General features: G+C 65.1%; 13 protein-coding genes. 5 read left to right on the top strand and 8 right to left on the bottom strand.

Features of this window, described 5'->3' with window-relative positions:
- Position 1: 1 nt before the first annotated feature.
- The 4 genes from R3E49_RS03790 to R3E49_RS03805 form a co-directional block, all read right to left on the bottom strand.
- On the bottom strand, positions 2-790 hold the full coding sequence (locus tag R3E49_RS03790; protein WP_290746510.1) for a ParA family protein: 789 nt from the start codon (positions 788-790) through the stop codon (positions 2-4).
- A 79-nt stretch (positions 791-869) separates the two neighbouring features.
- Entirely contained in the window at positions 870-2,033 is a 1,164-nt protein-coding gene (locus tag R3E49_RS03795; RefSeq protein ID WP_371293833.1) for an iron-containing alcohol dehydrogenase, read from the bottom strand.
- A gap of 5 nt (positions 2,034-2,038) precedes the next feature.
- Entirely contained in the window at positions 2,039-2,671 is a 633-nt protein-coding gene (locus R3E49_RS03800; protein ID WP_371293834.1) for an FKBP-type peptidyl-prolyl cis-trans isomerase, read from the bottom strand.
- Between the two features lie 144 nt (positions 2,672-2,815).
- Positions 2,816-3,391: an NUDIX domain-containing protein gene (locus R3E49_RS03805; RefSeq protein WP_371293835.1), complete on the bottom strand. Its 576-nt coding sequence runs from the start codon at positions 3,389-3,391 to the stop codon at positions 2,816-2,818.
- Between the two features lie 117 nt (positions 3,392-3,508).
- On the opposite strand from R3E49_RS03805, the gene R3E49_RS03810 reads away from it, so the two are divergent.
- On the top strand, positions 3,509-4,798 hold the full coding sequence (locus R3E49_RS03810; protein WP_371293836.1) for a CinA family nicotinamide mononucleotide deamidase-related protein: 1,290 nt from the start codon (positions 3,509-3,511) through the stop codon (positions 4,796-4,798).
- On the opposite strand, the gene R3E49_RS03815 is transcribed toward R3E49_RS03810, so the two are convergent.
- Genes R3E49_RS03815 through R3E49_RS03825 form a run of 3 tightly spaced genes read right to left on the bottom strand, consistent with a single transcriptional unit; the run spans position 4,799 to position 6,259 of the window.
- Entirely contained in the window at positions 4,799-5,254 is a 456-nt protein-coding gene (locus R3E49_RS03815) for a lipocalin-like domain-containing protein (protein WP_371293837.1), read from the bottom strand.
- Between the two features lie 36 nt (positions 5,255-5,290).
- Positions 5,291-5,926, bottom strand: coding sequence for a pyridoxamine 5'-phosphate oxidase (gene pdxH / locus R3E49_RS03820; RefSeq protein ID WP_371293838.1), 636 nt, complete (start codon positions 5,924-5,926; stop codon positions 5,291-5,293).
- Between the two features lie 27 nt (positions 5,927-5,953).
- A complete protein-coding gene (locus tag R3E49_RS03825) occupies positions 5,954-6,259 on the bottom strand; it encodes a hypothetical protein (RefSeq protein WP_371293839.1) in 306 nt (101 codons plus the stop codon).
- Between the two features lie 94 nt (positions 6,260-6,353).
- On the opposite strand from R3E49_RS03825, the gene ggt reads away from it, so the two are divergent.
- Entirely contained in the window at positions 6,354-8,093 is a 1,740-nt protein-coding gene (gene ggt, locus R3E49_RS03830; protein WP_371293840.1) for a gamma-glutamyltransferase, read from the top strand.
- Here the strand turns inward: ggt and R3E49_RS03835 are convergent.
- A complete protein-coding gene (locus R3E49_RS03835) occupies positions 8,087-8,899 on the bottom strand; it encodes a thioesterase family protein (RefSeq protein ID WP_371293841.1) in 813 nt (270 codons plus the stop codon). The genes ggt and R3E49_RS03835 overlap by 7 nt on opposite strands.
- 150 nt (positions 8,900-9,049) lie before the next feature.
- Between R3E49_RS03835 and R3E49_RS03840 the strand changes: the two genes are divergently transcribed.
- The 3 genes from R3E49_RS03840 (at position 9,050) to R3E49_RS03850 (ending at position 12,556) form a co-directional block, all read left to right on the top strand.
- The gene (locus R3E49_RS03840; protein ID WP_371293842.1) at positions 9,050-10,270 is read left to right on the top strand and encodes a hypothetical protein; all 1,221 of its coding nucleotides are present in this window, start codon (positions 9,050-9,052) and stop codon (positions 10,268-10,270) included.
- 223 nt (positions 10,271-10,493) lie between these two features.
- Positions 10,494-11,366 (top strand): hypothetical protein, encoded by an 873-nt coding sequence (locus R3E49_RS03845; protein WP_371293843.1) that lies wholly within the window; start codon positions 10,494-10,496, stop codon positions 11,364-11,366.
- Positions 11,363-12,556, top strand: a complete 1,194-nt coding sequence (locus R3E49_RS03850) for a hypothetical protein (RefSeq protein WP_371293844.1) — start codon at positions 11,363-11,365, stop codon at positions 12,554-12,556. The genes R3E49_RS03845 and R3E49_RS03850 overlap by 4 nt, the downstream gene beginning before the upstream one ends.
- The last annotated feature ends 33 nt before the right edge of the window (positions 12,557-12,589 follow it).

Below are 12,589 nucleotides of genomic sequence, written 5' to 3' on the forward strand. Positions count from 1 at the left end.
CTCAGGCGCGAGCGCTCTCCAACTCGTCGTAAAGGGCCAGGAACTGCTGTGTCAACTTGTGGCTGGGTGCCAGGTCTACCAGCGGGCGATGTTCGTGGTGCGACTCGCGCATCTTGACTGACGCGCTGAGGAACGTTTTGCACACCGGGTAGCCCTCCTCCTCCAGCTCAGCCACCAGCTCACCCGGCAGTCGCGCCTGGCTGTTGAACTGGTTGATAACGATACCCTCGACCTCGAGGTCGGGGTTGTGGTCCTCCTGCAGTTCGGCAATGTTGTCCATGAGGGAGTACAGGCTCTGGCGGGCAAAGCTGTCACAGTCGAAGGGCACGAGCACAGTATCCGCCGCGATCAGCGCGGATTTTGAGTAAAAATTGAAGTTGGGCGGTGTATCGATATACACCCGATCGTATTCTGCATCCAGCTTCTGCAGCGCATCGCGCAACTTGTAGATCTTGTAGCGGGATTCCAGTTCGCGTTCCAATTGCGTGAGCACCGGGCTGGAAGGTAGCAGAAACAGATTCTCCCAGGGGGTTTCCCAGACAAAGGAGTCCGGGTTCTGGCGCATTTTCCGGGAACCCACGGTTTGCTTGAACAGCCCTGCCGCTCCCTGCGCCTCTGCCGGAAACGCATCGGCGTCAATTTCTCCCACCAGATAATGGGTGGTATTGCCCTGCACGTCGAGGTCCACAACCAGTGTGCGCAGACCCCGAGCGGCGCTGATTGCCGCCAGGTTGCAGGTGATACTGGTCTTGCCCACACCGCCCTTCTGGTTGAATACGACGCGTTTCATCTGCTGATGCCTCCGGGCTGCCTGTTGCTGGGGTCGGGGAGTGTAGCCAATGCGCCCGATATTGGGTAGGGCCCCGGCGTCAACCCGCCCAGATACGGCGATAGAGGGTCACGATGTCCGCTGCGTCGGCGATCCGCGGATTGTTGGCGGGCGAACCGGAGGCCAGCGCCTGCTCGGCCATGGTGTCCAGACTGGCGCACCAGTCCTCTTCGGCAATGCCCCAGTCAGCCGGGCTGGGGACGTCCAGATCGACGGTGAGCTGGCGCAGGCCGGTCACCAGCTGCTCACAGGCGGCGGCGTCGCTGTCGCCTGCCTGCGCCAGGCCCATCACGCGGGCGCACTGCGCATAGCGCTGAGGCGCATGGGATACGGACCAGGCGGTGACCTCGGGCAGCAGCATGGCATTGCTGAGTCCGTGGGGTACATGGAACAGTGCGCCGAGAGGACGGCTCATGCCGTGGATCAAGGTCACTGAGGCATTGGCAAACGCGATACCACCCTGGGTGGCAGCGAGCATCATCGCCTCCCTGGCGACCCGGTTTCCCGGGTCGTCGCAGGCCGTGCGCAGGTGCTGACTGATGCCGGCCAGCGCTGTCAGCGCGATGCTGTCAGTGAACGGATGTGCCTTGCGGCTGACAAAGGCTTCCAGTGCGTGGCACAAGGTGTCCAGCCCGGTATCGGCAGTCAATCGGCGCGGCATGCTCATGGTCAACTCAAAATCCACCAGCGCCGCCACCGGCACCAGGCCGAGCCCCATGCAGAGCATTTTTTCCTGGGTTACTGTGTCGGTGATAACCGCGGCCCGCGTGACCTCGGCCCCGGTACCCGCGGTGGTTGGTATGGCAATCACCGGCAGGCCGCTGGCCACCGTTGCCGGCACCGCGTAGTCGCGCATGACGCCGCCGTGCCGCGCCAGCACGGCAGCCGCCTTGGCGGTATCCAGCGAACTCCCGCCACCGAGCGCCACCAGGCAATCGAAATCGCCTTCTTGCAGCATGGCGAGGCACGCCGCAACGCTGTCAGTGGTTGGGTCTGGCACACAGTCGGCAAATACCGGACAGCGAATACCGGCCTGCACCAACGGGGCCAGCAGCCGCTGGGCAAATCCCTGCTGCGCCAGATAGGGGTCCGTCACCAGCAGTGGGCGTGCCAGATCCAGCTCCCGCAAGGTATCCACCAGCGTTTCACTGGCACCGGCGCCGATGCGCAGGATGCGCGGCAGGTGCACACTGGCCGGCACCACGCCGGTTATTCCTCGATGCCGAGCAGGTGAATCTCGAAGACCAGCGCCGTATTCGGCGGGATGGCATCCCCTGCACCCTGTTGTCCGTAGGCCAGTTCAGGGGGGCAGGCAATGCGCCACTTGTCGCCAATGCGCATCAACTGCAGGGCCTCGGTCCAGCCCGGGATCACCTCGTGCACGCCAAAACGCGCAGGCTCACCGCGTTCTACCGAGCTGTCAAACACGCTGCCGTCAATGAAGGTGCCATGGTAATGCGTGACCACGTTGCTGCGCGGTCCCGGGCTGGCACCCTCTCCCGCCTCCAGCACCTCGTACTGCAGGCCGCTGGCTGTGGTGCTGACCTCCGGGCGGGCCGCGTTGGCCTGCATGAACTGGGCGGCCAGTGCCTCACGCTTGGCCGCCTGATCGGCTGCAATCGCCTGCTGCTTTGCCTTGATGGCGTCGTAACTCGGGTTCAACTCGCCGTCGGCAAGCAGCGACTGGCGCTCGTTGTACCAGTGCTGCAGACCCGCCATCACGGCGGCCAGATCCAGCCCCGGGAAGTTGTTGCGCAGCAGCTGGTCACCAAACTGCAGGCCGAAGCCATAGCTGACCTTCTGTTCATCGGTGGCCAGTTCGACCTCGGGATGTAGTGACATGCGGGGCTCCATTATCGCCTGTGTAAAGGCGCTGACCGTAGCATATCCGGGCCTGGGACTGAATTGCCCGACACGGATTGCGGCCGCCTTGCACCGCCGCAGACCGCCCCGCAAAGACGCCCCCAGGCTGACCGCTGGATCAGCCTAGGGCAATTCACTCACCCGCTGCCGCGCATAGCGCTGGGCCGTCATTTCTGTGTGCCAGACATCAAAACGCCCGGAGTCCAGATCGTCGTAGGCCTGGATAATGGAGTCGTTCACCTCCGGGTAGGCCACCTGCCCCCAGGGGCATTCATCCCGTGAAAAAAAACCTGCCGCGAGCGACTCCGGGCCCGGATTCAGCGATTCATCGGTGACGCGCGCCCGGAACGCCACGTAGACCTGATTGATAAAAGTGATCGTGCCCATCATGTAAAACGTCAGCGCGGAGGCCGGCAACACAACACCCGACTCCTCGCGCAGCTCACGGGCGGCACCCTCGGCCAGCGTCTCGTCCTGTTCGAGAAAGCCCCCGGGGATGGCCCACGCCCCGACTTTCGGTGGCAGTGCCCGCTGCACCCAGAGCAGACGCTTGCCACAGGCAACGAAGGTCGTGACCACGATCATAGGGTGATCGTAGTGTAACCGCGCGCAGGCGGTGCAGCGCCAGTGGTTGCGCAACTCGCCACCAACCATGTGCTGCTCCAGCGTTGCGCCACAATGAGGGCAATAACGGGTCATCGGCGCAGTGCCCTGTACGGGCGGAAGTCTCCTGACGGGTAAAGGAATACGCAAAAATAGCACTTTGCCTCGACAAAAGCATCGGCACTACACTGTGCGCCTTTCCCTGTGAGGAGTATGGCCGTGCATCGCGACCCCCAGGTGCAGCTTTTGCTCACCGGCAACGAAATCATGAGTGGCGATACCGTCGACTCCAACTCGGCAATGATCGCCCAGCGTCTGGCAGAAATCGGGCTTGGCATCTATCGCAAGGTCACGGTCGGTGACGACCGGACGCTGCTCTGCCGCGAGCTCAGGGCGATGGCCGCCAGCGCGGATGTCCTGATCGTCAATGGCGGCCTCGGACCGACGGTGGATGACCTGACAGCCCTGGTCCTCGCCGAGGCGGCCGGGGTGCCGCTGCAGGAGCATCCGCAGGCAGTCGCGCACCTGGAGGCCTGGTGTGCCCAGCGCAACATCCCGCTGGATGCCGCCAACCGCAAGCAGGCACAGCTGCCCGCCGGATCCCGCATCCTCGACAACGCCGTGGGTAGCGCGGTGGGCTTCGAACTGATGCTGGGCGACTGTCGGGTGATGTGCACCCCCGGGGTGCCCGGCGAACTGCGACGCATGCTCGAGCAGATCGTTGCGGACCTCGCGGCGTCACTGGATCGCCCCGCGCAGCGCCATATCCTGCGCCTGCAAACCTTCGGACTGGGCGAATCCAATGCGCAGCAGCTGATCAACGACGCCATCCCGGACTGGCCGTCGGCAGTAAAGCTGGGCTTTCGCGCCGGTGCGCCGCAAATGGAAATCAAGCTGTCTGTTGCCGATGCCGCCGACCTGCCCTTGCGGGCGGAGTGCGAGCAGCGGCTGCGCGCACTGGTCGGCGACCACATCATCGGCGAGGGCGATACGCGGCTCGCCGCCCGCGTACTGGAGCTGCTCTCCGCCCGGGGGGCGACGGTCACCACGGCGGAGTCCTGCACCGGCGGGCTGATCGCCAGCGAGTTGACGCGCATACCCGGCTCATCCCAGGCCTTCCACGCCGGCTTTGTGACCTACGCCAACGACATCAAGGCAAGTGTGCTGGGCGTTCGCAAGGAGACCCTGGAAGCCCACGGCGCGGTGAGCGAGCCCGTCGTGCGGGAAATGGCCCTGGGGGCCATGGAGCGCGCCAGCGCCGACTACGCCATTGCCGTCTCGGGGATCGCCGGCCCGGAGGGCGGCACCGCAGACAAGCCGGTGGGCACGGTGTGGCTGGCCTGGGGCAGCGCGCAGGACTTGCGCACCCGGTGCCTCGTCTGGCCGGTGGAACGCACCCTGTTCCAGACCATGATCGCCGCGGCCGGTCTCGATATGCTGCGCCGGCAACTCCTCGGCCTCGAAAGCGAGCCGCGTTACTTTGCACAGCGCCGCGCGCGCTGATTACTCCGTGGCGGGTTGGGTCACCGGCGCCCGGTGCCAGACGAGAGTGTGGTAACGCACGGTGCCCGCCGCTTCATCCTTGCCAGTCAGCACCAGGGTCTGGCCATCCAGCTCTGCGTGGCGCAGTTGCTCGGTCCCCGGGAAATTCGGGTTGAGGCTCTGCGTGACATAGTGCACCACGCTGCCCCTGATCACCCGATAGCGCCCCGCGTAGTGGAAATAGCTGCTGTACGCGGCGGCGCGCTCGGCATCAGGCACCTTGCGCGGGCTGGCGTCCTCTGGCAGCCGCACGCGGTCGCGGCGGCTGATGGAGGCGCTCATCCAGCCGTCTTCGGTGTACACCAGAAGCCCGAGCGGGTCCTCGCCAAAGGGGCTGCTGAAATCGTCCCGCCCCTCGTAACCGATGGACCACGACTCCAGCTGCCACGCTCCAACCAGTTGCTGCTGTTCAACCATCGCTCTGCTCTACTCCTCGCTCAGTTTGCTGTCTGTTCAGGGCTGCAGGCGCTCGATGCGCCAGCCATCACCATCACGATAATACCGGAAACGGTCGTGCAGGCGGTGCGCGCCGCCCTGCCAGAATTCGATGCGCTGCGGCACCACGCGGTATCCACCCCAGAAATCCGGCACCGGAATATCGCCCTCCGCAAATTTACGCCGCAGCGCGTTCATTTGCGACTCCAGGACAGCGCGAGCGGATATGGGGCGGCTCTGGCGCGAGGCCAGTGCTGCGAGCTGGCTTTCACGCGGCCGGCTGAGAAAATAGCGCGCCGACTCCAGTGCCGAGAGGCGCTCCGCCCGCCCGGCTACGATGACCTGACGCTCGAGCATATTCCAGGGGAACAGCAGTGACACTTGCGGCTCACGACTGATGTCGGCCGCTTTTGCGCTGCTGTAGTTGGTGTAGAACACGAAGCCGCGGGTGGAGACACCCTTGAGCAGGACTATCCGCTGCCAGGGTCCACCGTGCTCGTCGACGGTGGCCAGCACCATGGCGGTAGGGTCAGCGATGTTGCCCGCCACCGCCTGCTGCAGCCAGGTTTCAAACTGGGCAATCGGGCAGGACGCTAGCATCTCGCGCCTGAGACCACCGGCCAGATACTCGCGCCGGAATTCTTCGTAGTTCACACTGTGCTTCCCGTAGCCAAGGCTTGATTATAGAGCATCGGAGGTACTCGGCACGACCGGCGCGCGCTGCTGCATGGCGGGTATCTGCGGAAACGGAAACAGGCGCTGCCAGTGCGCACCGAAATCCTCTGCAGGCGAACGACAGAACACGGCACAAAAGCGGTCGGTCAACAAAGCCTCCAGTTCCGCCTGGCTCGCGACCTCCAACAGGGCCGCGGCTTCCAGCAAGCCCTCAAGTCGCAGGCGCTGCGCCGGCGGCGCGTCGAAACCCTCAGCCAGCTGCGCGAAAAGCGCATCGAGACGCAATTCGATTTCCCTGAGCAGCGTATTCACTACGATCCCTCGTTAGCAGTGCAACAGGCTGTGAGTATGCGTTGCCAGCCAAAACAGTTAAAGTGCGGCCCTTCAGCGTCGGAGACCCACACTCATGAAACTGACCCGCTACCTGATCATCCTGCTCGGTATCTGCCTGTTGCCGGTCTCCTTCGCCCGGGCGCAGGGAACCGCTGCGGAAACACCGATCATCGACTTCGGCAGCCGTTTTCTGCCCACGGTGGCGCGTCAGGGCATGGTCGTCGGCCCGGAACGGCTCGCCGCCGAGATCGGTCTGGACATGCTGCGCCGCGGGGGCAATGCCGTAGACGCGGCGGTCGCCACAGGTTTTGCCCTGGCCGTGAGCTATCCCCGCGCGGGCAATCTGGGGGGCGGCGGTTTCATGCTGGTTCACCTTGTCAACGACAACCGGCAAACCCTGATCGACTACCGCGAAACAGCACCGGCCGCCGCCACGCGTGACCTGTTCCTGAACGACGAGGGCGAGGTCGACCAGCAACGCGCCTATTTCAGCCACAAATCTGCCGGTGTTCCCGGCACTGTCGCCGGCCTGGTGCTGGCGCAGGAGCGTTACGGCACGCTGTCCCTGCCCGAAGTCATGGCACCGGCGATCGCCCTGGCCCGCGACGGCTTCGAGATATCTTTCGCCCTCAACCAGGAGATTGCCGCGCGCGCCGAGCGCCTGGCGCTCAACGCCGAAGCACGCAGACTGTTCCTGGACGCCGAGGGGCGTGTGCCCGAGGTCGGCACCACCTGGCAACAACCCGATCTGGCACAGACCCTGCAGCGCATCGCGGAGCGGGGGCGCGACGGGTTTTACACGGGCGAGGTGGCAGAGCGCATCGTGGCGGAAATGCAGGCAGGGGATGGCCTGATCACCGCCGCCGATCTCGCCGGCTACCGGGCGGTCGAGCGCGAGCCCGTGCGCGGCCGGTTCCGCGACTTTGAGGTGATTTCCACACCGCCGCCCTCCTCCGGGGGTATCCATATCCTCCAGATCCTCAATATTCTGGAGGGCTATGACCTGCACGCCATGGGCCACAACAGCGCCGCCTACATCCATCACCTCGCGGAGGCCATGAAACTGGCCTATGCCGACCGCAGCCGCTATCTGGCGGACCCCGATTTCGAGCCCGTGCCGGTAGCGGATCTGATCGACAAGGCCTATGCCGAGCGGCAACGTGCCCTGATCAAGCCGGGCCGGGCCACACCGTCCTCGGAGGTCGCTCCGGGCGAGGTACTGGTGGACGCCAGCCATGACACCACCCACTACACGGTCGCCGACCGCTTCGGCAATGTCGTGAGCAACACCTACACACTGAACTTCAGCTTCGGCTCCCACATCGCCGTGCCGGGTACCGGCATGCTGCTGAATAACGAAATGGCCGACTTCGCCGCCAACCCGGGACAGCCCAACCCCTTCGGACTGGTGGAGGGCGACGCCAACAGCATCGAAGGCGGCAAGCGCCCGCTGTCGTCAATGAGCCCGACCATGGTGTTCCGCGACGGCAAGCCGTGGCTGGCAACCGGCAGCCCCGGGGGTAGCCTGATCATTACATCGGTACTGCAAACCATACTCAATGCCATGGCCTTTGACATGAATATCGCCACCGCGGCGGCCGAGCCCCGGGTTCATCACCAGTGGCTGCCGGACAAACTCGTCGTCGAACAGGGTATCAGCCCGGATACCCTGGACCTGCTGCGCGCCCTGGGCCACAACGTGGATGTCGCCGGGCGCACCCTCGGCCGCACGCAGTCGATCATGCTGGAGCGGGGCTACCTGCTGGGTGCGACCGACACGCGCAGGCCGGGCGGACACGTCGCCGGCTACTGAGGGCGAGGCACCCGGACTTTGGCCGTCTGGCGACTGATGGCAACCAGCTTGCCGGTGCTGTCCCAGTACTCACCATCCTCTTCGACCACACCGTCTGTCAGGTGCCTGGAAAACAGGCGCGCCTGCAGCGGACCGGGCGCCGGTAGCCCGCGGAGCTGCACGGTGAGCTCCACGGTCGGCACCCAGCCCACCAGACCGATGACGTCGAACACCGGTGGCGGGAAAGCGTCTGCGAACATCAGCAGGGAGATGGCGTCCGGCGCCGCACCATCCGCATGTTGCACCCAGCCGCGGAACTCGCCCGCCCCGCTCGGCGCGCCGCCGCGAAACACATCCGCCGCGTCCACCAGACGAATATCCACACGCTGCCTGAATTCAAGACTGCTGTCGCCGCCCGCCACGCTATCCTCCCAGGCCGGGAATCCGGGTCGCGGCTGGGCCGACCAACTGGGCCCCTGCAGGCGCTCGAAGGTGGTATAGGCCGCTGTCACCACCACTTTCAGCTCACCGTCCTGGTAGAGGCGAGCGCTGGCATGACTGGTATTGCCCCCGGTTCGCAACACCTCCACCTGTATCTCGACAGAGCCCAGCGCGGTGGGCGCCAGATAGAACGCATTGACGGCCAGCGGATCTTTATGGGGCAGCGCCTCGCTCAGCGCCCGACCCGCGATGGCCAGCACATAGCCACCGTTGGGCACCGCACCAATACGCCAACCGGCGTACAACTCGGCACTCCAGAGGTTCTCGCCACGCCGCTCGACAGCGGTCTCACGGGCAAACTGACTGGGTTGAGGTGTGGTGGGCATGACAACTCCGGCATCCGCTTCACTGGGGAATGCACCAAAACAGGCGCGGCCGCGTATTTTGAGTGGAGCAACGGGAAATGTATATACTTGGATGGCGCTTGCCGACCCTGCAGGGACTTCGCAAGCGACTTCGCGATGGTGATCTGTGCCATGAAAGGACTGTATCTTACGGCGCTCCTGATGGCAGGTGCGCTGGCAGCGAGCTCGGCTCTCGCAGACGCTCTACCGGCGACCGGCAATGCCGATGCCGCCGCTACCCGTGCGCTGGAGCAGCGCCGCGCACTGCAGGCGGCCATCACCGATCTGGAAAGCGAGTACGGCGCCTACAGCCCCGTGCTGCCCGAGCGCCTGCTGAGCCTCGGGCTCGCCCTGCAAGCCGAGGGGCGGCATGCGGAAGCAGCTGCCGTGTTCAAACGCGGCACCCACCTGGCCCGGGTCAGCACCGGCCTGTACAGCACGGACCAGCTGCCTCTGCTGGAGTCGGAAATCATCAGCCTGCAGGCGCTGGGAGACTACCGCGCTGTCGATGAGCGGCAGCGCTATCTCGACCGCGTGCAAAGCAAGGCTGAGCTGACGCCGGAACAGCGCGTGCGCGGCCTCCTGCAACAGGGCGACTGGCAGCGGCAGGCCTTTCTGCTCAGTCTCGACGAAGAGCCCGGCCTGCGCCTGCTGCAGATGTGGGAGTACTATCGGCTCGCCCTGAGCGAGGTGCTCGAGCACCAGGGCGAAGCATCCCGCGACCTTCTGCGACCGCTGTACGGCATGCTGCAGGCACAGTACCTTATCGCCGGCTACCGCTGGGCAGAGGCCGCTGACGACTTTGGCAACGGGTTCAGCGGTAGCAGCACACGCCCGCTTGCCAACAGTTATCTGCGCGACAATTTCAGCAAGGGTCAGGCGGTACTCAAGGCCATTTACGACCTGGAGCGGCTGCACAGCGATACCGATCCCTCAGCGCCTGCCCGCGCACGCACCCTGATGGGCGACTGGCTGCTGTTCCATGGCGATCGGGAGGGCGCGATGGCTGAGTATGCTGAGGTTTTCGCGGAACTTGCCGACGATACCGCTGCCCAAGCCTTGCGCGCTGAGCTGTTTGGCGAACCCGTACCCTTGCCGGCACTGGAAGGAATCGATGTGCATGGGCCTCTCGCTGTTGAAGGCGATGGGGATATACTGCTAGGGCTTGCCGTGGCGGCTGACGGCAAGGTATCCAACCTTGAGCGGCTGGATGATTCCGGCGAAGCGAACGGACTGGCCAATCGGCTCATGCGGGCGCTGCGCAAAACGCCGTTCCGTCCACGATTTGATCTCGCTTCCGGCACCCCGGTAGCAACCGACAACCTGGTTATGGCCTATGACAGTAAACGCTGAGACATCGATTGCACTGACCCTGTTGCGCAGCGCAGGCTGCGCAGCGCTGTGCCTGGTGCTGGCGGGCTGCCCCAGCGCCAGCAATCCCACACAGCCTTCCTCGACACCCAGCACACCGCCATCCTCCTCCAGTAGCGGCAGTCAAAGCTCAAGCAGCAGTGGCAGCCAAAGCCCCACTGCGAGCGGCAGCCAAAGCGCTCCCGCGACTGGTAGCAGCTCGTCGATGCCCTCTACCTCCAACGGCGAAGCCGCCAGCACTGCCAGCACTGCCAGCACTGCCAGCACTGACGGCGCCGGCGCGCCGGAAGCGGGTACCCAGGGCACTACGCTGGAAGATGGCACAGGGCGCGCATCATCCCCCCCGGGTTCTGAGACGGATGGCAGCGAAACAGGGGGCGCCCCAGAGGCGGGTAACGGGCAGGTCGCAGGAGAGCCAGGTTTCGAGACAGGTACCGGCGGTGATGTGTTGCCTGACATGCGCGATACGCCGACCCTTGATCCCGGCACTCTGGCCGCGCTTGAGGCGGCCATGGAAGCGGCCGCCGCGAGCGGCAACGGGGCGGGCAACGAGCGTGGCGAGGACAGCGGCTCGACGCCGGGTAGTACTTCCGGACAGTGGCCCGCTGACACTGCGGGCGCGGGCGACACCAGCACGACCGCCGGACCGCTCACGCCGGCCGAGCAGGTGGCCATCCTGGATGCCCGGCTGGAGGCGGGCACCGGGGAGTTCGACACCATGATTCTCGAGGAGCAGGCCCGCCAGCGCAGTGCGCGTCGTGCCAGCAGCAACGACGCGAGCACGGACGCCGCCAGCGAGGACGCCGCCAGCGGCGCAGCGCCCGGGGGCCTTGAAGGCCCTTACGGCGAGGAGATCACAGTTGCCGGCGCGGGCGGCGGCCAGGGCAGCGTAAACACCCCGGGACGCTCAGGGCCGGTGAATCCGGCACGCTATCCGCCGCCCGACGACATACCCAACGGCAATGACGACGACGTGGTTGCTCGGCAGCTGCGCGAGGCCGCCATGCGCGAGCCCGACCCCGCCGTCCGCGAGAAGCTCTGGGAAGAATACCGAAAATACAAGGGAATCACTCCATGACTACCGCCCGGCTGGCGCTTGTCTTGCTGCTTTTGGTCAGCCTGACCGCCTGCGTCAACCAGACCGTTAAAACCGCCTCCGTGCCCTCCCTGGAGCGGCCGGCACAGGCGGCGCCTGAAAGCGCGCTGCTGGACGTGGGTGTACTGGTCTTCGACCCGGGCCTCGACGACTACGATGAAGACCAGCAGGTCTACCCCGAAGTGCGCAAGGCCGAAGCCCGATTCATGCCGCGCCTGCTGGCGGAGGCCATGCAGAACAGCGGGGCCTGGGGCGCTGTGCGCGTCGTCCCCTCCGACCGACAGGCCGTTGATCTGCTGGTGCGCGGGCGCATCGTGGCATCGGATGGGGAAACCCTGGAACTGCATATCACCGCAAACGATGCCCGCGGCGCAGAGTGGCTGGACAAGCGCTACAAGGCAAACGCAAGCAAGTATGCCTATGCGCCCTCCACCCGCAACAGCTACGACCCCTTCCAGGCGATCTATCACATGATCGCCAACGACCTGATGCGGTATCAGGAGTCACTGACCCTGGCCCAGCGCGAGGACATCCGCCTGGTCACTGAACTGCAGTTTGCCCGCAGCTTCTCGCCCGAGGCGTTCGATGGCTACCTCAAGGAAAACCGCAAGGGTGTGATGGAGGTGAGACGCCTGCCGGCCGAGGGCGACCCGATGCTGGAGCGCATTCGCAGCATTCGCGAGCGCGACCAGCTGTTTGTCGACACACTGCAGGAACACTACGGTCACTTCAGTGGCGAAATGCAGGTGCCCTACCAGGAATGGCGCAAGATGAGTTATGAAGAGGCCATCGCGCTGCAGGAGCTGCAGGCCGAGAGCCGTCGCAACCTGATTGCCGGTGGCGCGGCGATCCTGGCCGGCATCTACGCCGCGGGCAGCAGCGATCGCTCCAGCCGTGCGGCAGGCAATGTGGCCATCATCGGTGGCGGTTACCTGCTCAAAAGCGGCCTCGAGAAACGCGCCGAAGCGCAGATTCACGTGGCCGCACTGGAAGAACTCGGCATGTCACTGGAGGCGGAAATCACCCCGCAGGTCATCGAACTGGAGGACCGCACGGTGATGCTCAGCGGCAATGTTGAGGAACAATACGCCCAGTGGCGCGAGCTGCTGGCCGATATCTACCAGGCTGAGGTCGGCCTGCTGGAAGCCACGCCATCGACCAGCAACCCCTGATTCGGGGACAGCCGACACAAGGCCAGACTCTGC

This window comes from Haliea sp. (genome assembly GCF_041395985.1).
In the GTDB taxonomy this organism is placed as follows: Bacteria; Pseudomonadota; Gammaproteobacteria; order Pseudomonadales; family Halieaceae; genus Haliea.

Bases quoted from the DNA above. Each gene is read 5' to 3' on its own strand.
- R3E49_RS03790 (WP_290746510.1), bottom strand. From the start codon at position 790: ATGAAACGCGTCGTATTCAACCAGAAGGGCGGTGTGGGCAAGACCAGT.
- R3E49_RS03800 (WP_371293834.1), bottom strand. From the start codon at position 2,671: ATGTCACTACATCCCGAGGTCGAACTGGCCACCGATGAACAGAAGGTC.
- R3E49_RS03805 (WP_371293835.1), bottom strand. From the start codon at position 3,391: ATGACCCGTTATTGCCCTCATTGTGGCGCAACGCTGGAGCAGCACATG.
- R3E49_RS03810 (WP_371293836.1), top strand. From the start codon at position 3,509: ATGGCCGTGCATCGCGACCCCCAGGTGCAGCTTTTGCTCACCGGCAAC.
- R3E49_RS03815 (WP_371293837.1), bottom strand. From the start codon at position 5,254: ATGGTTGAACAGCAGCAACTGGTTGGAGCGTGGCAGCTGGAGTCGTGG.
- ggt (WP_371293840.1), top strand. From the start codon at position 6,354: ATGAAACTGACCCGCTACCTGATCATCCTGCTCGGTATCTGCCTGTTG.
- R3E49_RS03835 (WP_371293841.1), bottom strand. From the start codon at position 8,899: ATGCCCACCACACCTCAACCCAGTCAGTTTGCCCGTGAGACCGCTGTC.
- R3E49_RS03840 (WP_371293842.1), top strand. From the start codon at position 9,050: ATGAAAGGACTGTATCTTACGGCGCTCCTGATGGCAGGTGCGCTGGCA.
- R3E49_RS03845 (WP_371293843.1), top strand. From the start codon at position 10,494: ATGCCCTCTACCTCCAACGGCGAAGCCGCCAGCACTGCCAGCACTGCC.
- R3E49_RS03850 (WP_371293844.1), top strand. From the start codon at position 11,363: ATGACTACCGCCCGGCTGGCGCTTGTCTTGCTGCTTTTGGTCAGCCTG.